We start from the raw sequence: 18,850 nt of genomic DNA, 5'->3' as shown, positions 1-18,850 counted from the left end.
GTCGGATCGGGAGCGTGGAAGTGGGGTCGAGCCGCGCGACTCGACCCCACCCGTGAACCGTCCTCTGTGGAGGAAGGTCAGCAGCCCTGCCCGGTCACGTCACGGACCGGTGGCCTCGTTCGAGACCCGCTGGCCGGACTCGCGGGCATGACCTCCGACGTCCTGCGCCGCTTCCTTCGTGTGCTCGACCGTCGTCTGCGCGGCGTCGGAGGCCACCTGCTTGGCCTCACCTGCCGCGTCGCTCACCGAGGACTTCACGTCCTCCCTGAGGTGCTGCGCCGACTCGCTCAGGGCTTCCTTCGCGGGTTCGACGACGTCGCTGAAGCTGTCGGAGAGCTGCTGCACCGCCTGCTGTTCGGCGTCGGTGCGGGGCAGCACGGCCGCCAGCAGCAGACCTCCGCCGAACGCGATCAGGCCGGCCGCGAGCGGGCTGCCCTGCGTCTGCCTGGCGACCTGCCGCGGCGCGTCCTGCACCGCCTGCACGGCGTGCTCGGCTCGTTCGGCGACGGCGTGCCCGGTGTCCTGTCCTTGCTCCCGCACGGCCGTGGTGGCCTGCGTGGCGGTGCCCATCACTCGCTCCTTCATCGCGACGAGTCCTCGCCGCACGCCGTGGACGCGCCGCTGGGCGATCCTGCGCGGACTCGTGTGGTCCACGAGCCGGTTGGCGTCGGCCCGCAGCTCGGCGCGGGTCACTTCGATCTCACGCCTTATCTGGTCGGGTGTTTCGCCCATTCCGCGTCCTCCTTCAGAGTTTCGACGGTGCGTTCTGGCTTCGGGTTGACGGTGCGCAGCTTCGCCCGGCCGCTGGTGTAGAGGACCGCGCCCGCGATGCCCCACAGCGCCGCGACGATCAACGCGGCCCAGCCCAGCGGCATGATCGCGCCGAGTGCGAACACCAGCGCGAGGCTGAGCAGCACGGTGGTCAGGTAGCCGGCGAACCCGGCGGCCGCGAGCATGCCGGTCGCCTTGCCCGCCTTGGTGGCCTCCTGCCGGATCTCCGCCTTGGCGAGCTCGAGCTCCTGCCGCATCAGCTTGGACAGGTCACCGGTGAGCTCGCTGACGAGATCGCCCAGCGACTCCCCCGTGGCGGTGTCCACTCGCGACGGTGGCATCTCAGGGCTCGACATGCGGCACCCCCGCCGAGGGGTTGGGAGGCGTCGTGCTCGGCGTCAGCGGTGCGCTCTGCGGCGGCGTCTGCGGCTGGCCGTACCCCGGCGTGGTCCGGCCGTACTCAGGATCCGAGGTCTGGCCGTACCCCGACGTCGTGGTCTGGCCGTAGCCCGGTGACGCGGTCTCGCTGTACTCCGTCGTCGACGTGCCGTACGCGGGTGTCGCCGACGTCCCGTACTCCGGTGCCACGCCGGCGCGTTCGGACGCCACCGGCACCACTCCGCCCTGCCGCTGCCCCTGGCTCTGGCCACCGGTCGCGCTCTTGGCCACGCGGCCGACCAGGAACCCCGCCACGGCGGCGCCCAGCAGGAACGTGCCCGGCTTGCGCCGCGCGTAGTCCCGCGCCGAGTCGAGCAGGCCCTGCGCGCCCCGTTCGTCGAGGAACCGGGCGGCCTGCCTGCTCGTGTCGGCGGCGCTGCGGATCGCACCCGCCGTCATCGAACCCGGCGACGCGGTACCCGCCATCTCGCCCAGCTCGTCGGCGATGCGGCCGAGCTGCTTCGACACCCGGGTCGCCTGGTCCTCCGCTTCCGCCGCAACGCGTTCCCGCACGTCGCTGACGACGTTGCGGGCCTGGTGCGCGGTCTCCCGCCGCACCTGCGCCGCCTGGTCCGCGACGGTGTTGCCGACCTGGCTCGCGGCTTGCTTGGCGTGCTGCGCGACCTCGGAGCCCTCGTCCCGGGCCGCCGTGCGCACTCCACCCATCTGGTTTTCGGTCACGGCTGACTCCTCAGCTCGTAGTCGTGTCCTGGCCAACGAGCTACCCGGCGCCGAACGCCGCAAACAGGGCGTTTGCCCGCTACCCGCTGCGGGTTGCTCGAAACTCGCAAACGTGACGGTGCTTGCTGTTTGCTCTCGCCTTTCCGGGCTATTCCTCGGCACCTGACGAACTGAGCGGAGACCGACGATGATCCCTGCCGGACAGCTGCGAGCGCTCGCGCGTGAGCACGTCGCCGTCGCGGCGTGCACCATTCCCCGCCTGCTGCGTCACCGGGTGTGGCGCGACGCGGACCCGCACGAGGGCGCGGGCCTCGGCGTGGTGCTGGTGCCGGGCTTCGGCGCGAGCGACTTCAGCCTCACGTTCGCCACGACCTGGTTGCGCGACAGGGGGTACGTGCCGGCCGGTGCGGGCGTCGGGTTCAACGTGGGGTGCACGTCGGAGCTCGTCGACCGGATCGAACGGCGGGTGGAGGAGCACGCGGAGGCCACCGGCGGACCGGTCGTGCTGCTGGGCCAGAGCCGCGGCGGCGGTCTCGCCCGCCTGGCCGCTGTCCGCCGTCCGGACCTGGTGGCAGGACTGGTGATGCTGGGCAGCCCCGTCCTCGACCCGGCGGGCGCTCACCCGCACGTGATGCTCGCGGCCAAGGCCCTGGCGCGACTGTCCTCGCTCGGCGTGCCCGGTCTCATGAACGCCGACTGCCTCGACGGCACCTGCTTCGACGACAACGTCAGGGCCGTCACGTCCCCGCTGCCCGCTGACCTCCCGGCGGTGTCGATGTACTCCAGGTCGGACGGCATCGTGCCGTGGGAGCTGTGCCTCGACCCGTCGGCGGAGTGCGTCGAGGTGCACAGCACGCACACCGGCATGGGCATCGACCCCGACGTCTACCTGGCCCTGCGCCCCCGCCTGGCGTCTTGGGCCGCGCGGCGGTACGACCTGCGACCCACCGGATGACCACTGTCTTCGGCTGGACCGAGCAGCTGCTGACGATGCGGCGCCTCTCGACGACGTCGGCTACAAGACGCTCTCGCTCGCCGCGGACGGCGGCACCGGAATGGTTGGCTCAGGAGAGAACGTCGCGCGGTGCCGGCACGAACGCCGCGAAGTCCCGGTTCGGCTGCTCGTGCGCACGTTCCCCGCGCAACAGGCCCTGCACCCACCGGACCACCGCGACGGGTGAGGGCCGCGGCCCGGCGCCCATCCGCGCCACCTCCACGAGCTCTCCGCGACGGTCCTCGACCGCCGCCGACCACCCGGCCAGCTCGTCCCACAGCAGCGCCACGTAGTGGTCGGGGAAGTCGAGCAGATGCCCGTCCAGCGCCACGTACGCGCCGGCCCGCGGGTCCGTCTCGACGAAGGAGCTGTCACCCCGCAGCCCGAGTCCCGTGACGACCTCGCGGACGTACCTGTGTGCCTGGCGAGCCACCGAGTCGTCGAAGTCGAGGTCGAAGTCGATGTCCAGATCGCTGGGCAGTTCGCGGTCCATGCCTGTCGTGCCTCCGTCGGCTGAGCACCCTCCTCGTGCACCGCACGAATACCCCGCCGGGGTGTCGCCAAACTCGGTCAGGAGGGGTCGAACCGCGAGGTCGGGCCCGTGACCGCGGCACGGAGAACACCGCGGTCACGGGTGCGCGCGGTCAGCCCCCGTACGGGTTCGCGGCCTTGCGCGCGGAGTACGTCAGCATCGGCTTGACCTTCGCCCAGTGCCCGTCCTGGCACGAGTAGGCGGGCAGGAAGCCGGCGCAGTCGCCCTCCCAGTTGCCGATCTCCCACGTGTAGTGCGGCACGCCGAGCTCGCCGTAGATCCAGTCGTCGATCGAGCCGCCCGCGGTGTAGAGCAGCTCACCGGGCTGGCCGTACTCCCAGCCGCCCGCGAGCTGGGCCATGTCCTTGGCCATCGCCCGCAACGGGCCGTCGTTCGGCGACGGCGTGGTGGTGTAGCCCCACGGCAGCAGCACGACGTTCAGCGCGGAGTGCATGGTGATGACCATGCCGCGGGTCCTGGGGTCCGCCGGGTCGTTCACGCCGGGACCGCGGGTGTCCCGGAACAGCGACCGGAACAGCTTCTCCATCGCCCTGGTCTCCACCTCGGAGTCCGCCTTCGGGCCGCGGTAGACCTGGCTGCACGGGTCGGACGACGTGCCGTTGTCGCCCCACTCGACGGTGAAGTTCCGGTTGACGTCGATGCCGATCTGGGCGTTCGGGTCCTGGGTGGTCGGGCACACCCTGGGACCGTTGGTGTAGTTCGCGTTCTTGCGCTGCAGCTTCGGCGAGTCGCCGCCCGACTGCACGATCTGCACGCCGTCGGGGTTCGCGATCGGCACGACCCACACCTCTGTCGTGTCGAGCAGCGAGGTGACCTCGGCGTCCTTGCCGTAGCCCTGGGTCAGGTGGTCGATCCAGCGCCACGCCATGTCGCCGGTCGTGATCTCGCGGGCGTGGATCTGGGCCGACACGAACAGGCGCGGCTTGCGGACGTCCGGGGTCTGCCTGCAGTCGCCGGGCGCCCTCCTGGTGATGCAGACGGCCTTGAGGTCGTAGCCGCCGGCGCCCTGGGTCTTGCGCCAGGAGTCGCCGTAGTCGACGACCGTCGCGAGCCGCGGGTACCGGGCGGCGACCTGGTCGAGGTGCGCGTAATGCGCCTTGATCGTGCGGTAGCCGCCGTAGTAGGTCTCCCTGACGCCGGAGCCCTGGATCTTCAGCCCGGACGCCGGCGGTGCCATCACCGACTCGACGGTGCCGGTGAACCCGGCCTCGGCGAGCTGGGTGTGCACCTGCTGCGAGCCGAGCACGAACAGGTCGTCGCCGTCACGCTGCTCCAGCACGTCGAACCCGCGCGCGAGCAGGTCGGACGACTTCTGCCCGAGCGGGGCGGGAACGCGGTAGACGTAGGTGGGGCCGTTCTGCACGGGCGCCGGCGGCGGTGGCGCGGCCACCGACGTGCCGACGAGGAAGGCCGCGCTGGCCGCCCCCGCCAGCGCAAGACTCAGTCGTCGTTGTTTCATGGTCGAGATTCCCCCTCACGAGTTGTGCCGTGCTCGAACTTAGCGAGATCGGCGGGCGGGGAAACCCTTCCAAAGGCGGTCAGACCGTCCAGCGGTAGATCTGGCCGTCGCGCAGCTCGTAGGAGTCCGGCGGGCCCTGCGGAGCGGCGTTCTCGAGATGCGCCAGCACCTTCGTGCGGCCGCGGATCGTCACCCCGCCCTCCGACCAGTGGAGGTACGGGTGCAACAGCAGCTTGAGCACGCCCCAGTCGCGGCGCTCGAGGGCCGCCACCGCATCACTCACCACCTGGTCCACCGGACCAGTACACCACCAGGGTTCACCGAAAGCTGGTACGCGAAGTACCAAGCGTCCGCACGGCCACGATGACCCACGCGGCCACCAACCCGCCGTAGAGCACCACGGCCACACCGCTGAACATCGCCGACGGCACGCGTGCCGCGAGCGCGCTCGACCCGGTCACCAGGGTGCCGAGCGGGAACACGAAGCTCCACCACGTCAACGCGAACGGCAGTCCGCGCCGGGCCGTGCGCACGGTGACCGTCGCCGCGATCACCATCCACAGCAAGGCGAATCCCCACGTGACCGTGCCGTACAGCACGCCGAACGCGGTCTCGCCCGGCAGCACGGGAACGCCGGAGAGCAGGTTCGCCGCGGTGATCGACTGTCCCAGCGGCCCGAGCACGATCCACAGCGTCGGCACGGTGGACGCCGCGCCCAGGCCGTGCTGGACGAGGCGCTGCCAGATCTGCGGCACGATCACCACCGTCGCGAAGAGGCTGATGCCGAACAGCGCGTAGCAGCCGAGCACCACCGTCTGCCGGAACGAACCCTCCGGCAGGTGCCCGGCGAGCACGGCACCGGACGCGGCCGAGACCATCGGGGGCACGACGGGCATCAGCCAGCCGCCGAACGCGCGTTCGCCGCTGCCGATCATCCGCAACGGCACCAGCACGGAGGTGGCCAGGCCCAGCAGCGTGCCGAGTGTCCACAGTGTCCAGTCGAGGGCGAGTGCGGCGGGCATCCCGATCCAGTCGGAGCCTAGCAGCACCGCACCGGTGCCGACGGTCATCAACGCCATCGGTGGCGCGCCCCAGAACTGGGCCATCACGGGATCCGCGAGCTGTTCCCGGACCGTCGCCCACGTCCAGCGCCGCAGTGCCGCGACCACGAGGAACACGAGCAGCGCGGCGTCCAGCGCCCACACGAAGCCGGCCGCCGTGCGCAGGCCGGGCATCGAGGCACCGGCGGTGGCGACGATCCCGGTGCCCATCACGGAGGCGAACACGTTCGGGCCGAAGGGCGCCGCTCGTCGCACCTCGGGGGCACGGTGTGGTTGAGGTGCGAGAGCGGTCACGACACAACGATCCTCGGGCCGCACCTGCCTCGGTAGGCACCAATCCCCGATGAACACATAGGCTGTCCCTATGCCTCTGCCGTCCAGGGTCACCGACCTCGCGAGCTTCGACCTGCTGCTGAGCGTGGCCGAGCTCGGCAGCATCGGCCGGGCCGCCCGGGCGCACGGCATGTCCCAGCCCAGCGCCAGCGAACGCCTCAGGACCCTCGAAGTCCGCGTCGGCGTGGCGCTGCTCGACCGCACCCCGCGCGGCGCCCGCCTCACCACCGCCGGTCAGCTGGTGGCGGGGTGGGCGGCGCCGGTCCTCGCGCGGGCCGCGGATCTCGACGCCGGTCTCACGAGCCTGCGCGCGGACCGGCAGAGCCAGCTCAGGATCGCCGCGAGCCTCACCGTGGCCGAGTACCTGCTGCCGGCGTGGCTGATCGCGTTGCGGACCGTCAGCCCGGACACCGCCACCGTGCTGACCGCGGGCAACTCCGTGCACGTCGCCGAGCAGGTGCTGGCGCAGAAGGCCGACCTGGGGTTCATCGAGAGCACCGACGTGCCGTCCGGCCTGGCCAGCCGCGTCGTCGCTGAGGACGAGCTCGTGCTGGTCGTCGCGCCCGGCCACCCCTGGGCCAGGCGCCGCCGGGTGACGGCGTCCAGGGCCGCCGCCACTCCGCTGGTCAGCAGGGAGCCGGGTTCGGGCACGCGTCAGGCCTGGGAGCACGCACTGGAGGTGGCGGGTGTCGCCGAGTCCGCCGGGCCGTTGCTGGAGATGTCGTCGACGACGGCGATCAAGGCCGCCGCGATCGGGGGCATCGGGCCCGCCGTGCTCAGCCTCCACACGGTGGCCACCGACATCGCGACCCGCACCCTCGTCCGGGTCGAGGTCGGCGATCTGGACCTGCGCCGGGCGTTGCGCGCGGTGTGGCCGTCGGGCAGGACACCCCGAGGCCCCGCCTCCGACCTGTTGACCATCGCGACGCGTAGTCTCACGAACCGTGCCGACCGGAGGTAGCAAACAGGTTCGCGCCGCGCGCAAGCGCAAGAAGCGGATGGCGCGCGTCCTGCACGACCTCACCGACGCGCAGTGGGACGCGTTGAAGACGTCCTGGGGCGGCTGCGCGTACTGCGGTGCGGACGGCTCGCTGCAGAAGGACTGCGTGCAGGCCATCTCACGCGGCGGCCGGTACACGCTCGGCAACGTCGTGCCCGCGTGCGGGTCGTGCAACGCGAGCAAGTGCAACGCCGAGGTGACCGGCTGGCTGCGGCGCAAGAAGCTGGACGAACGCGGGTTCCTCGTGCGCCACTACGAGATCTCGGCCGAGCTCACCGCCCGGTTCGCCGCGCTCTGACTACGAACGCAACCGGCGCGAGTAGATCCGCGCCTTCTCGACGGTGGTCGCCTTCGGCACTTTGCCGTCGTGAGCGCGCCGAGGCAGCCGGCACGCCCTCTTCCACGCGGAACGGCATTTCCAGGTGACGCACTTCCTGCTGTGCCCCCGCTTCGTCCGGCACGGCCGCCCGTCCGTCTGCGTCCCGGGCCCGTCGGCGGACGGTCGCGCGGCCACGACCTCCGCGCCGGCGAACGCGACCTCAGGCCCGGCGCTGGAGGCCGCGGCGACCACCAGCAACGCGAGCACGACAGCTCTTCGCATGTTTCCCCAATGTCCGATCCCGTGCTGAAGACGGCACGGACCGCCTCAAAGGTTGCTCGCCCTCCGGAACGCGAGTCCCTGACCGACTGCCACGGCCAAGTTCGCGAGGGCAAGAGCGGCCCACAGTACTGTCAGGTTCGGGGCGGCGAAGGCGAAAACCGCCAGAAGGCCGTAGCAGGACGCGAACACCAGGAAGCTCGGCGTGGTGCGCTTCAGCCCGGCCAGGCCGAACCCGAGCACCGCCTGGAGGCCGTCGGCGAGCACCACCGGCACCAGCACCGGCAGCAGGCCCGTGACCAGACCCGCGACCTCGTGATCGCCGGTGAACAGCGGCACGACGTCTCCGGACACGATGAGCACGCAGACCGCGGCCAGCGCCACCGTGGTGATCACGAGGCCGGCGGTCACCACCCGCCGCACGCCGGCGCGGTCGGTCCGGCCGCTCACCTCCGGCACGACGGCCTGACCGATCGCCACCGCCGCGGTGAAGGTGAGGTTGACGAGCGCGGTGGCGATGTTGTGCGCGGCGGCGGCCGTCGCGGTCATCCGGGCGGCGGCCACGGCCAGCACACCGAGGACCGCGAACTTCACGAGCACGGTGCCCGCCATCGGGATGCCGACCTTCGCCAGCTCCAGCACGTGTCCACAGTGGACTCGCCAACCGGGGCGGCCGGTGAGTCGCCGCCGCAGGCCGAGGACCGTCGTGATCGCGCTGACCAGGTTCGCGACGCACAGGGCGATCCCGGCACCGTCGAGCCCGAGCCGGCCGACCAGCACCGGCGAGAGCACCGCCGTGCAGGCCGCACCGGCGAGGCCCGCGAGCATCACGACCTCGCCGTGCCCGAGCCCCACCAGGCCGGAGGAGGCCATCGCGCCGAACCCGGAGATCAGCACGCTCACGGCCATCAGCAGCGGGAGCGCCCCCAGCTGCCCGACGATCTCCCGCTCGACCCCGCTCACCCGCGCGATCACCGGAACGCAGGCGACGGCCACCGCGCCCAGCAGCCCGACGGCCACCGCGAGCCACGCGCCGTCCCGCACCACGCGAGCCGGATCGCCGGTCCGCATGAACGGCATCACGCCGCGCACCGCACCGGAAACCGCTGCCACAGCGGGGAAGTAGACAGCCGCCGTCACCGTGAAGCCTGCCAGCGCACCAGTTCCGTGCCGGCCGAGCGCCGCCGTCGTGACGAGCGCGCCGACCGACACCGCCACCATCGACAGGTACAGCGGCAGTGCGACGCGTCCGATCCGTCTGGCGTCGCTAAGCAGCATTGCGCACGGCGTTGTAGCCCTTGAAGAGCGCGTTCCAGGCCTCGTCGCACCGGGCGTTCAGCGCCGCGTCGGCACTGGTCCCGCCCGCCGCGAACCACGGCTCGCAGGGCGCGATGGCGGTGAGCTGCCTGCGCACCTCGGCGACGCCGGCCTGGGCGGAGGGCGGCAGCTTGGACGACTGCTTCTCGACCTCGTCCATCACCCCTGTCACGTCGGGCAGGACGTGGACGCAGTTGTCCGCGGGGTCGACGGGCTCACCGCGCAGGCGCGTGATGCAGTCCGTGAGGAGCGTCCCGATCGCGTCGAGCCGGGGTTGCAGGTCCGGCAGCGGCGAGGACGACGACGAGGCGGGGGCTGGAGCGATCTTGGGGAGGGACGTGGTCGAGGTACCGCATCCGACGAGCAGGAAAGCCAGCGCAAGGGCGGAGTAGCGCACGTTCCGACACCCTAGCCCCCACTTCGTCACCGGCGGAGGTGACGTCCCGGCGGTCTGACCTGATCAGGTGACACGGCGGGCGACTTGGCGTCCCCAGGTAGCGTTGGATCGTGGACATCAGCCTGAGCAGCGACTTCGCGACCGCCGTGCCGGAGATGGCCGTCTCCTGGGAGGCCGCGCCGGTCGAGAACCCGGTCCTGCTCGCCCTCAACGAGCCGCTGGCGAAGGAGCTCGGACTCGACCCCGCGTGGCTGCGGTCCGACGGCCTGCCCTTCCTCGTGGGCGGCCGGGGAGTCGCCCAGGCCTACGCGGGGCACCAGTTCGGCGGCTACTCCCCCGGGCTCGGCGACGGCCGCGCGCTGCTGCTGGGTGAGCTGACCCACGCCGACGGCCGCCTGCGCGACCTGCACCTCAAGGGATCCGGCCGCACCCCGTTCGCCCGCGGCGGTGACGGGCTGGCCGCGGTCGGTCCGATGCTGCGCGAGTACGTCGTCAGCGAGGCGATGCACGCCCTCGGCATCCCGACGACCCGGTCGCTCGCCGTCGTCGCCACCGGCGCCGTCGTGCACCGCGAGGAACCGCTGCCGGGCGCGGCTCTGGCGAGGGTCGCGGCCAGTCACCTGCGGGTCGGCAGCTTCCAGTACGCCCGCAACACCGGCGATCCCGACCTCCTGCGCCGCCTCGCCGACCACGCGATCGCGCGTCATCACCCCGGCAGCACGTACCTGGAGATGTTCAGTCAGGTCGTCGCGGCGCAGGCTTCGCTCATCGCCCAGTGGATGCTCGTCGGGTTCATCCACGGTGTGATGAACACGGACAACATGACGATCTCCGGCGAGACGATCGACTACGGCCCGTGCGCGTTCATGGAGGCCTACGACCCGTCGACGAAGTACAGCTCGATCGACCACCGCGGCCGTTATGCCTACGGCAACCAGCCGATGATCGCCCAGTGGAACCTCGCCCGTCTCGCCGAAGCGATGCTGCCGTTGTTCTCCGACGACGAGGACAAGGCCGTCGCGCTGGCGCTCGAAGTGCTCGGCACGTTCGAGGAGCACTTCGAACGGGCGTGGATCGGTGGCGTGCAGGCGAAGCTGGGCGTGCGGGGCGACGTGAAGCCTCTCCTCACCGACCTGCTCACGTTGATGCACGAGAACCACGTCGACTTCACCTCGTTGTTCCACCGCCTCGGCAAGGCCGCCCGCGGCGACACCGAGCCCGCGCGCGAGCTCTTCCTCGACCTCGCCGGCATCGACGCGTGGATCGCGCGCTGGCGTGAGCTCGGGCCGGACGCCGACGCGATGGACCGGGTCAATCCCGTGTACATCCCGCGCAACCACCTCGTCGAGGAGGCGTTGTCGGCCGGATCGGCCGGTGACCTGGGCCCGTTGGAACGGTTGCTGGACGCGGTGACCTCCCCGTACGGCGAACGCCCCGGCCTGGAATACTTCTCGGCTCCTGCGCCGCAGGACTTCAGCGCCACCTACCGGACCTTCTGCGGGACTTGATGAAGCTGCTGCCGATCGGCCACGTCGAATCACCCCTCACCGACCGCGCCTCGGCGCCCAAGCAGGGCGACGAGGGCACGCCGGAGTCCTGGCTCGTGTTCGCGCCGGAGTACGCGCGGGCGATGCGCGAACTCGGTGCGGGACAAGACATCCTGCTCTTCACCTGGCTCGACCGCGCGGACCGTTCCGTGCTGGCCGTCCACCCGCGCAGCGACCTGGACCGCCCGGAGACCGGGGTGTTCTCGACGCGCTCACCCGACCGCCCGAACCCGATCGGCCTGCACCGCGTGCGGATCCTCGCCGTGGACGGGCTGAAGGTGCGCGTCGGCGACCTGGAGGCGCTCGACGGGACGCCGATCGTGGACGTGAAACCGGTGCTGGGCACCGAACGCTGACCGCGCAACGGCAGGGTGAGCCGGCTCGGTGAGCGGGTACCCGGCGAGCATGAGCCAGCCAGTACCCCCACCGAGTCCCGTGCCGAACACGCCGGGACCGGACCAGCCGCAACCCACCGGCCCCGACCAGCCCCAGCCTCCTGGTCCGAACCAGCCGCAGCCCGGCCCGGACCAGCCCCGGCCACCGGGCCCTGACGCGGATCCCCTGCGGCCTCCCGGCCCGGACCCCGACCCGATCCCACCGATGCCGGAACCCACTTAAGCCAGCAGCTGCCGAGCGGCCTCCACCACGGCCTCCGCGTCGATGTGCGCGGCGTGCATCAGCTCGTCCGGCTTGCCCGACACCGGCATGCCACCGACTGCCAGCTTCCGCACCGGCGGCCGCGCCGGACTCTGCGCCAACGCGTCCAGCACCGCGTCCCCGAGCCCGCCTTCCGGCCAGTGGTCCTCGACCGTCAGCACCGCACGCGTTTCGGCAGCGGCGGCCAGCAGCGTGTCGCCGTCAATCGGCTTGAGCGAGTAACAGTCGATCACGCGCGCCCGGATGCCAGAAGACTCCAGCACGTCGGCCGCCTTCTCCGCCTCGGACACCGTGATTCCGCACGCGACGATCGTCAGCACGTCGTCAGGGCTCGACCGCAGCACCCGGCTCCCGCCGACGCGGATGTTCTCGTCGGGTGACGTGCGCACGGGTGTCTTGCCGCGCAATGTCCGCAGGTACGAGATGCCCGGCAAGGTCGCCATCTCCGCCACCAGCGCGGCCGTCTGGTTGGCGTCGGACGGGTGCAGCACGGTGCTGCCGTGGACGGCGCGGAACAGCGCGATGTCCTCCAGCGCCATCTGCGACGGGCCGTCCTCGCCGATCGACACGCCGGCGTGCGAGCCGCACAAACGCAGATCGGCGCGGGAGACGGCGGCCATGCGGACGAAGTCGTGGGCGCGAGTCAGGAAAGCGCCGAACGTCGAGGCGAACGCGACCCAGTTGCGGGCCTGCATGCCCACCGCGGCGGCGATCATCTGCTGCTCGGCGATGAACATCTCGAAGTAGCGGTCGGGGTGGGCCTTGGCGAAGAGCTCGGACATCGTCGAGTTCGACACCTCGCCGTCGAGCACGACCACGTCGCCGCGCAGACCGCCCAGCTCGGCGAGCGTCTGCCCGTACGCCTGGCGCGTCGCCACCTCCTCGCCGACCTCCCACCGGGGCAGAGCGCCGCCGTTGGTGCTGAAGCGACAAGGCGAACCGGGCCGGGGAGTCTGCACCGTCACCGAAAGCGAACGGACGCCGCCCAGCTCCTCGATCGCCTCCGAGGGTTCCTCCAACGGCTTGCCGTGCTTGCCCGGCTGGTCGTCGACGGCCTTCACGCCGTGTCCCTTGTGCGTGCGGGCGAAGATCACGGACGGGCGGTCGGTGGTGGACGTGGCCTGCGCGAGTGCCGCGTCGATCGCCTGGACGTCGTGGCCGTCGATCGCGATCGCCTTCCACCCGAACGCTTCCGCGCGGGCGACGTAGCCGTCGAGGTCCCAGCCGAGCATGGTCTCGCGGGTCTGGCCGAGGCGGTTCACGTCGACGATCACCGTCAGGTTGTCGAGGCCCGCCCAGCCCGCGTGCTGGAAGGCCTCCCAGATCGAGCCCTCGGCCATCTCCGAGTCACCGCACAGCACCCACACGCGGTACGGCAACTGGTCGAGGCGTTTTCCGGTCAGTGCCAGGCCCACTCCGACGGGCAGGCCGTAGCCGAGTGAACCGGTCGCGACGTCCGTCGGCGGGATGCGCGGAGTCGGGTGGCCTTCCAGCCTGCTGCCGAACGAGCGGAAGCTCAGCAGTTCCTCGTCGGTGATCGCGCCGGCCGCCTTGAGCATCGCGTAGTACAGCGGTGAGGCGTGCCCCTTGGAGAAGATCAGGTGGTCGTTGGCGGGGTTGCCGGGATCGCGGTAGTCGAGCCTGAGGTAGCCGTCGAGCAGCACGGCCATCAGGTCGGCCGCGGACATCGACGACGTCGGGTGCCCCGAGCCGCCCGCGTCGCTGGCGCGGACCGAGTCGACGCGCAGCTGCTGGGCGAGTTCGTGGCGAAAGTCGTGGTCGGGCAAGGGGTTCACCTCGCAGGTTGGGCGGTGAGGCTGTCGAACAGCCGTTGGTAGGAGTCGGCGAACTTCCGCACGCCGTCACGTTCGAGCTTCGCGGTGATGTCGCGGTAGCTCACGCGGATCTCGCCGAACCGGTCGAGCACGCTGCGGGCCGCGTCGACGCCGCGGGTCAGCGTGTCGGCGACCCGGCCGTGGTCGAGGAACGCCTCGATCGTCTTGCGCGGCATGGTGGTCACCGTTTCCGGGCCGATCAGCTCCTCGACGTAACGCGTGTCGCGGTAGGCCGGGTTCTTCGTCGACGTGGACGCCCACAGGCACCACTGCGGGGTGGCGCCCGCTTTCGCCAGGTCCTCCCAGGCCTTGCCGGAGAAGATCTCCAGGTACTGCTGGTAGGCGAGTTTGGCGTTGGCGATCGCGAGCCGGCCCTTGAGCACCTCGTGGCCGCGCATAGCGTCGAGCCGCGCGTCGGCCTCGGTGTCCACTCTGGACACGAAGTACGACGCCACCGAAGCGACCTTCGACAGGTCACCACCAGTGGCGCGCAACCGCTGAAGGCCGCGCACGTACGCCTCGGCCGCCTCGCGGTGTCGGTCGAGCGAGAACAGCAGCGTCACGTTGACCGGGATGCCGTTCGCGATCGACTCCTCGATCGCGGGCATGCTCTCCGAGGTGCCGGGGATCTTCACGAACAGGTTAGGCCGGTCGACCATCTCGTGCAGCCGCCGCGCCTCGTCGATCGTCGCCTGCGTGTCGTGCGCGAAGTTCGGGTCGACCTCCATCGACACCCAGCCGTCACGCGGCGAGGTGCCCTTGCCCGCCAGCAGGTCGCAGGCGTTGCGGACGTCCTCGGTGGCGAGGGCGAGGAAGAGCTCCTTGCGTTCCAGCCCGTGCAGGTCGCGCTTCTGGGCGTCGTAGGCGTTGCCGCTGCTCATGGCCTCCTGGAAGATCGTCGGGTTCGACGTCACCCCGAGCACGCCCGACTCGACGAGCGCGGCGAGGTCTCCTCCGCGCAGCAGGTCTCTGGACAGCTGATCCATCCACGGGCTCTGGCCCCGTTCGGCCAGGCCGTGGAGTGCGGTGCGCATGAGGAGTTCCTCCCGTCGATCGGGTCCTCTCGACGAGTACCCGTGACGGGTTGTCCAACACACCGCACTCCACGGGCAGGTCAGCGTGCCGGTTCGCGGTACCCCACGGCCAGGTGCCCCAGGCTGTCGCGGCCGATCTCGGCCTCCACGTCGAACACGTCGCGCAGCCACGACGAGGTCAGCACGTCGGCGCCGGCCCCCTCGGCCACGACCGCGCCGCGGTGCATCAGGACCAGCCGGTCGCAGTAGCGGGCGGCCAGCGCGAGGTCGTGCAGGGCGACGACGACCGTCTGGCTCGTGCCGTGGACCAGTTCCATCAGCTCCAGCTGGTGCCGCACGTCCAGGTGGTTGAGGGGTTCGTCCAGCAACAACGCCTGCGTGTCCTGGGCCAACGCGCGAGCCAGGTGCGCGCGCTGCCGTTCACCGCCCGACAGCTGCTTCCACGGCCGGTCCGCCAGCCCTCGCAGGTCGAGCCGGTCCAGCGCCGCCGCGACCTGCGCGTGGTCGGAGGCGTCCGGGCCGCGCCACAGCGACCGGTGGGCGGTGCGGCCGAGCATGGCCACCTCGGCGACCCGCAGATCGCTGTCGGTGTCCGCGGTCTGCTCGACGAACGCCATCTTGAGCGCCCTCTGCCGGGCTGGCCACCCCGCGATGTCCTCGCCGTCGTACAGGACCGAACCGGCATCCGGCGTGCGCAGACCGGCGATGCAGCGCAGCAGGGACGACTTGCCGGAACCGTTCGGCCCGATCAGCCCGACCGTCTCGCCGCTGGACACCGTCAGCGTCACGTCCCGCACGATCGTCTTGCCCGGCACGCCCCAGCTCAGGTTCCTCGTCTCGATCCTCACAGCTCACCCCGCTTGCGCAGCACCAGGAGGAACAGCGGCACACCGAGCAGCGCGGTGAACACGCCCACCGGCACCTCCAGCGGTGTGAAGAGCACGCGCGTGAGCGCGTCCGTCCACACCAGGAACACCGCGCCCACGACCGCCGACAACGGCAACAGCCTGCGGTGCAACGGCCCCACCATGAACCGCACGCCGTGCGGCACGATCAGCCCGACGAACCCGACCGCACCGACAGCGGCCACAGCCACAGCGGTCAGCACGGACGTCGTCACCAACAACACGGTCCGAGTCGCGCGCACGTCGATCCCGAGAGAGGACGCGGTGTCCGTGCCGAACGCGAACCCGTCCAGCGCGGAAGAACACAACCACACCACCAGCAACCCAACGGCCAGAACGACTGCGCACACCACCACGGACGGCCAACGCGCGGACGCGAGCGAACCCAGCAACCAGTTCGTGACGGCACGAATGCTGTCGGAGTCGCCGGACGCCAGCAGGATCAACGACGTGAGGGCCGCGAACAGCTGGCCGACGACGACACCGGTGAGCACGATCCGCACGGAGTCGAGCCCGGTTCGCTTCAGCAGCAGCATCAGCAACCCGAACGCCACCAACGCACCCACGAGCGCACCGCCGGTCACACCGACCTGGGACCCGGCGAACCCGAGCACCACGACGATCACCGCACCGGTCGACGCACCGCTGGACACACCCAGCAGGTACGGGTCGGCGAGCGAGTTGCGCGTGATGCTCTGCAACACCGCGCCGCACACCGCCAGCGCGGCACCGACCAGCGCGGCCAGCAGCACCCGCGGCACGCGCAGGTCCCAGATCAACGAGTCGAGCAGCCGCGGCAACGGGATGACGGGCAGCCCGACGTGCCCGCCCACGGACCTGCCGATCTCCGCCCAGGTCGTGCTGACCCCGACGCGGACGCCGAGTACGAGCGACACCGCGAGGACGACGAGGCTCAGCACGACGACGAGCGTGTTCTTCTTGCGTTGAACCGGTTCCGGGGTGCCGACGACCGGTTCGAGAACAGTGGCCTCAGCCACGGCCGGCGATCTTGTCGAGGCCGGCGGCGAACCCGCGCAGGACGTCGACCGAGCGGACCGACGGGTCCATCCCGGTGCCGTTCAGCTCGATGATCCTGTTCTCCTTCACGGCCTTCAGCTGCGAGACGGCCGGGTGTTCGCGCATCATCGCGAGCTTCTCGCTCGCCTTGTCACCGAGGTTGCCGCGCTCGGTCAGGTCGCCGATCACGATGACGTCGGGGTCGCGGCGCGCGATCTCCTCCCAGGAGGTCTCCGGCCACTCGTGGTCGAGGTCGTCGAACATGTTGGTGGCACCGGCGATCGTGCTCATCTGGTTCGGCATTCCGCCCTTGCCGGCGACGTACGGGACGCCCTTGAAGACCGAGTAGACCCACACGACCTTCACCGGTTCCCGTTTGACCGCCTGGACTTCGGCGACGATCGCGCGCTGGTCGTTCGTGAGCTCGGCGGCCTTCTCGGAGACGCCGAAGATCTTGCCGAGGTTCTCGTAGTCGCGGAACAGCCGCTCGAACGCCGGCGTCGTGCCGTCCGGGCAGTCCACCGCGCTCACGAACGTGGGCACGCCGAGGGATTCCAGCTCGTCACGCGTTCCGGCGCGGTCAGCGGTGAACAGGTCCTGGAACCCCGACACCACGACGTCCGGGTTGGCCGCGCGCAACGGCTCGGCCGTGAGGATCTTCGGCGAGAGCACCGGGACCTTCGCGTAGGCGTCGGCGTACTTGGGCAGCACCTTGGTCTTGACGTTCGCCGTGCCGGCCATCCGGTCCTGCAGTCCCAGCTCCAGCAACGTCTCCGTGGACGACTGGTCCAGGGCCACCGCCCGCTGCGGCGTGCTGGTGAACGTGAGCTGCTTGCCGCAGCTGCCCACCACCACCGACTGAGCCGTTGGCGCCTGGGCGCCTCCCGGTGTGGCGCAGCCCGCGGCGAGCACCGCGACCAGCGCCAGGCCGAGCCGGGCGGGGTGTGACATCGAATCCTCCAACAGGTGCCTAGATCGATCTCGGCTACTGTAACGACAATCGTTTTCACAGAAAACCTCTCGAAAGGCACAAAACTCGTGGTCCCGGACACAGTGCGCGGCACGTCGGTGCTGCGCAGCGCCCAGTTCCTCCGCCTCTGGACGGCGACCACCGCGTCGGGCATCGCGACCTGGGCCCTGCCGTTCGTCCTGGGCCTCGCCGTGCTGTCGCGTTCGCTGACCGCGGTGGAACTGGGCGTGCTGCTCGCGGCGCGCACCGCGGGCTTCCTCGCCGCCGTCCCGATCAGCGGTGTCCTGGCCGACCGCTACGCCCGCCGCCGCGTGGTCCTGTGGTCCGGGTTGATCTCCGCTGCCGCCGCACCCGTCCTGGCCGCGTCAGTGGGCGAGTCGCTGGTCCTGTCGGCCTTCGCGGTCGCGGTGATGGGAGCGGGCCAGGGCGCGTGCCGTCCCGCGTTCCAGGCGCTGACGGCCGAGGTGGTGGAAGGCGACCAGCGGCAGCAGGCCAACGCCGCGATGACGTTGTCCGTGCGCGTGACGACGTTGGTGGCACCAGGCTTGACCGCGTTGCTGGCGTTGGTGGTGAACACGCAGGTGCTGTTGCTCGGCATCGGCGCGCTGTGGCTCGTGGCCGCGCTGGTGCCACCAGCCGGCACCGGCCAGGTGAGCAGGAGTGGCACGGGATTCGCAGCGGAGTTCCTCGACGGGGTGCGCGAGGCCCGGCGGCACCCGTGGTTCCTGGCCGGGCTCGGCGCGCTGACCGCGGTGATCGCCACCGGGTACTCCGCGACCGGCGTGGTGCTCCCCCTGGTCAGCCGCGACCGCTACGGCACGGAGGCCGTGCTCGCGGGCGCGTTGACCGCCTACACGCTGGGCGCTCTGGCCGGTGCGCTGCTGATCTCACGCTGGCGGCCGCGCGCTGCCGGGTGGACCGCGCTCGCCGGTCTCGCGCTGTACGGGTTCGCGCCGCTGAGCCTGCTGCTGCCGGTGCACCCGTTCGTCGTGCTCGCCGCCTACGCGGTGGCAGGACTGGGCATCGAGCTGTTCAACGTGCCGTGGTTCACCGCGACGCAACGCGAGGTCGACCCCGGCAAGCTCGCTCGTGTGTCCTCTTTGGACTTCCTGCTGTCGTACGGCCTGGCGCCGGTCGGGCTCGCCCTGATCGCCCCGGCCATCTCGGCGTTCGGTGCCACCGCGGTGCTGGTCGCGTGCACGGCGATCTGTTTCGCCGCACCGGCACTGGCCGCGCTGACACCGTCCTCACGCGACTTCGGGCCGCGCCGGTGACCGGCGCGG

Annotated in this window: 21 protein-coding genes; 6 read left to right on the top strand and 15 right to left on the bottom strand. The window is 71.1% G+C overall.

Annotated features, from left to right (window positions below; translation table 11 throughout):
• Positions 1–99 precede the first annotated feature (99 nt).
• The 3 genes from AOM45_RS21540 to AOM45_RS21530 are packed head-to-tail and all read right to left on the bottom strand — an operon-like array spanning position 100 to position 1,890.
• The gene (locus AOM45_RS21540; RefSeq protein WP_030465196.1) at positions 100–732 is read right to left on the bottom strand and encodes a DUF3618 domain-containing protein; all 633 of its coding nucleotides are present in this window, start codon (positions 730–732) and stop codon (positions 100–102) included.
• A complete protein-coding gene (locus AOM45_RS21535; RefSeq protein ID WP_030465195.1) occupies positions 708–1,127 on the bottom strand; it encodes a phage holin family protein in 420 nt (139 codons plus the stop codon). The genes AOM45_RS21540 and AOM45_RS21535 overlap by 25 nt, the downstream gene beginning before the upstream one ends.
• Complete coding sequence (locus AOM45_RS21530; protein ID WP_051782758.1) at positions 1,114–1,890, bottom strand: hypothetical protein; 777 nt, start codon at positions 1,888–1,890, stop codon at positions 1,114–1,116. Before AOM45_RS21530 ends, AOM45_RS21535 begins: the two co-directional genes overlap by 14 nt.
• Positions 1,891–2,077: 187 nt before the next feature.
• On the opposite strand from AOM45_RS21530, the gene AOM45_RS21525 reads away from it, so the two are divergent.
• Positions 2,078–2,845 (top strand): esterase/lipase family protein, encoded by a 768-nt coding sequence (locus AOM45_RS21525; protein WP_030465193.1) that lies wholly within the window; start codon positions 2,078–2,080, stop codon positions 2,843–2,845.
• 109 nt (positions 2,846–2,954) lie between these two features.
• Here AOM45_RS21525 and AOM45_RS21520 read toward each other — a convergent pair whose 3' ends face one another.
• From AOM45_RS21520 to AOM45_RS21505, 4 genes are all read right to left on the bottom strand, one after another.
• Positions 2,955–3,377 carry a DUF6292 family protein gene (locus AOM45_RS21520; protein WP_051782757.1) on the bottom strand — a complete coding sequence of 141 codons (423 nt, stop codon included), beginning with the start codon at positions 3,375–3,377 and terminating at the stop codon, positions 2,955–2,957.
• A gap of 151 nt (positions 3,378–3,528) precedes the next feature.
• Positions 3,529–4,896, bottom strand: a complete 1,368-nt coding sequence (locus tag AOM45_RS21515) for a M14 family zinc carboxypeptidase (protein WP_030465191.1) — start codon at positions 4,894–4,896, stop codon at positions 3,529–3,531.
• 79 nt (positions 4,897–4,975) lie between these two features.
• Positions 4,976–5,179 carry a hypothetical protein gene (locus tag AOM45_RS21510; RefSeq protein ID WP_201780037.1) on the bottom strand — a complete coding sequence of 68 codons (204 nt, stop codon included), beginning with the start codon at positions 5,177–5,179 and terminating at the stop codon, positions 4,976–4,978.
• Between the two features lie 34 nt (positions 5,180–5,213).
• Positions 5,214–6,251, bottom strand: coding sequence for a TDT family transporter (locus AOM45_RS21505; protein ID WP_030465189.1), 1,038 nt, complete (start codon positions 6,249–6,251; stop codon positions 5,214–5,216).
• 70 nt (positions 6,252–6,321) lie between these two features.
• Between AOM45_RS21505 and AOM45_RS21500 the strand changes: the two genes are divergently transcribed.
• Positions 6,322–7,251: a LysR family transcriptional regulator gene (locus AOM45_RS21500; RefSeq protein WP_030465188.1), complete on the top strand. Its 930-nt coding sequence runs from the start codon at positions 6,322–6,324 to the stop codon at positions 7,249–7,251.
• Positions 7,235–7,588, top strand: coding sequence for an HNH endonuclease (locus AOM45_RS21495; RefSeq protein WP_030465187.1), 354 nt, complete (start codon positions 7,235–7,237; stop codon positions 7,586–7,588). Before AOM45_RS21500 ends, AOM45_RS21495 begins: the two co-directional genes overlap by 17 nt.
• Here AOM45_RS21495 and AOM45_RS21490 read toward each other — a convergent pair whose 3' ends face one another.
• Genes AOM45_RS21490 through AOM45_RS21480 form a run of 3 tightly spaced genes read right to left on the bottom strand, consistent with a single transcriptional unit; the run spans position 7,589 to position 9,602 of the window.
• On the bottom strand, positions 7,589–7,891 hold the full coding sequence (locus AOM45_RS21490; protein WP_156093561.1) for a hypothetical protein: 303 nt from the start codon (positions 7,889–7,891) through the stop codon (positions 7,589–7,591). It abuts the gene before it with no gap.
• Between the two features lie 45 nt (positions 7,892–7,936).
• Complete coding sequence (locus tag AOM45_RS21485; protein WP_035908982.1) at positions 7,937–9,166, bottom strand: MATE family efflux transporter; 1,230 nt, start codon at positions 9,164–9,166, stop codon at positions 7,937–7,939.
• Positions 9,156–9,602, bottom strand: coding sequence for a hypothetical protein (locus AOM45_RS21480; protein ID WP_030465184.1), 447 nt, complete (start codon positions 9,600–9,602; stop codon positions 9,156–9,158). The genes AOM45_RS21485 and AOM45_RS21480 overlap by 11 nt, the downstream gene beginning before the upstream one ends.
• 110 nt (positions 9,603–9,712) lie before the next feature.
• Here AOM45_RS21480 and AOM45_RS21475 point away from each other — a divergent pair, with 110 nt between their 5' ends.
• Positions 9,713–11,110, top strand: coding sequence for a protein adenylyltransferase SelO (locus tag AOM45_RS21475; protein ID WP_236703790.1), 1,398 nt, complete (start codon positions 9,713–9,715; stop codon positions 11,108–11,110).
• Positions 11,110–11,505: a tRNA (N6-threonylcarbamoyladenosine(37)-N6)-methyltransferase TrmO gene (gene tsaA / locus AOM45_RS21470; protein ID WP_030465182.1), complete on the top strand. Its 396-nt coding sequence runs from the start codon at positions 11,110–11,112 to the stop codon at positions 11,503–11,505. The genes AOM45_RS21475 and tsaA overlap by 1 nt, the downstream gene beginning before the upstream one ends.
• A gap of 258 nt (positions 11,506–11,763) precedes the next feature.
• Here the strand turns inward: tsaA and AOM45_RS21465 are convergent, their stop codons facing one another.
• The 5 genes from AOM45_RS21465 to AOM45_RS21445 all read right to left on the bottom strand — a co-directional run bounded on the left by AOM45_RS21465 (position 11,764) and on the right by AOM45_RS21445 (position 17,548).
• Positions 11,764–13,593, bottom strand: a complete 1,830-nt coding sequence (locus AOM45_RS21465) for a transketolase (RefSeq protein WP_030465181.1) — start codon at positions 13,591–13,593, stop codon at positions 11,764–11,766.
• Positions 13,594–13,598: 5 nt separating this feature from the next.
• Positions 13,599–14,675, bottom strand: coding sequence for a transaldolase (gene tal, locus AOM45_RS21460; protein WP_030465180.1), 1,077 nt, complete (start codon positions 14,673–14,675; stop codon positions 13,599–13,601).
• Between the two features lie 80 nt (positions 14,676–14,755).
• Positions 14,756–15,523 carry an ABC transporter ATP-binding protein gene (locus AOM45_RS21455; protein WP_035908979.1) on the bottom strand — a complete coding sequence of 256 codons (768 nt, stop codon included), beginning with the start codon at positions 15,521–15,523 and terminating at the stop codon, positions 14,756–14,758.
• Positions 15,520–16,578 (bottom strand): FecCD family ABC transporter permease, encoded by a 1,059-nt coding sequence (locus AOM45_RS21450; RefSeq protein ID WP_051782755.1) that lies wholly within the window; start codon positions 16,576–16,578, stop codon positions 15,520–15,522. Before AOM45_RS21450 ends, AOM45_RS21455 begins: the two co-directional genes overlap by 4 nt.
• Positions 16,571–17,548, bottom strand: a complete 978-nt coding sequence (locus AOM45_RS21445; RefSeq protein WP_030465177.1) for an ABC transporter substrate-binding protein — start codon at positions 17,546–17,548, stop codon at positions 16,571–16,573. The genes AOM45_RS21450 and AOM45_RS21445 overlap by 8 nt, the downstream gene beginning before the upstream one ends.
• 87 nt (positions 17,549–17,635) lie before the next feature.
• Between AOM45_RS21445 and AOM45_RS21440 the strand changes: the two genes are divergently transcribed.
• The gene (locus tag AOM45_RS21440) at positions 17,636–18,841 is read left to right on the top strand and encodes an MFS transporter (protein WP_236703789.1); all 1,206 of its coding nucleotides are present in this window, start codon (positions 17,636–17,638) and stop codon (positions 18,839–18,841) included.
• Positions 18,842–18,850: the final 9 nt, after the last annotated feature.

This window comes from Lentzea aerocolonigenes (genome assembly GCF_000974445.1).
GTDB classification, from domain to species: domain Bacteria; phylum Actinomycetota; class Actinomycetes; order Mycobacteriales; family Pseudonocardiaceae; genus Lentzea; species Lentzea aerocolonigenes.
Note: the sequence above shows the minus strand (reverse complement) of the source record. Positions and strands in the feature narration are given on the sequence as shown.

Coding starts and splice junctions, on each gene's coding strand:
- AOM45_RS21540 (WP_030465196.1), bottom strand. CDS start 732: ATGGGCGAAACACCCGACCAGATAAGGCGTGAGATCGAAGTGACCCGC.
- AOM45_RS21515 (WP_030465191.1), bottom strand. CDS start 4,896: ATGAAACAACGACGACTGAGTCTTGCGCTGGCGGGGGCGGCCAGCGCG.
- AOM45_RS21525 (WP_030465193.1), top strand. CDS start 2,078: ATGATCCCTGCCGGACAGCTGCGAGCGCTCGCGCGTGAGCACGTCGCC.
- tal (WP_030465180.1), bottom strand. CDS start 14,675: ATGCGCACCGCACTCCACGGCCTGGCCGAACGGGGCCAGAGCCCGTGG.
- AOM45_RS21445 (WP_030465177.1), bottom strand. CDS start 17,548: ATGTCACACCCCGCCCGGCTCGGCCTGGCGCTGGTCGCGGTGCTCGCC.
- tsaA (WP_030465182.1), top strand. CDS start 11,110: ATGAAGCTGCTGCCGATCGGCCACGTCGAATCACCCCTCACCGACCGC.
- AOM45_RS21490 (WP_156093561.1), bottom strand. CDS start 7,891: ATGCGAAGAGCTGTCGTGCTCGCGTTGCTGGTGGTCGCCGCGGCCTCC.
- AOM45_RS21485 (WP_035908982.1), bottom strand. CDS start 9,166: ATGCTGCTTAGCGACGCCAGACGGATCGGACGCGTCGCACTGCCGCTG.
- AOM45_RS21520 (WP_051782757.1), bottom strand. CDS start 3,377: ATGGACCGCGAACTGCCCAGCGATCTGGACATCGACTTCGACCTCGAC.
- AOM45_RS21535 (WP_030465195.1), bottom strand. CDS start 1,127: ATGTCGAGCCCTGAGATGCCACCGTCGCGAGTGGACACCGCCACGGGG.
- AOM45_RS21500 (WP_030465188.1), top strand. CDS start 6,322: ATGCCTCTGCCGTCCAGGGTCACCGACCTCGCGAGCTTCGACCTGCTG.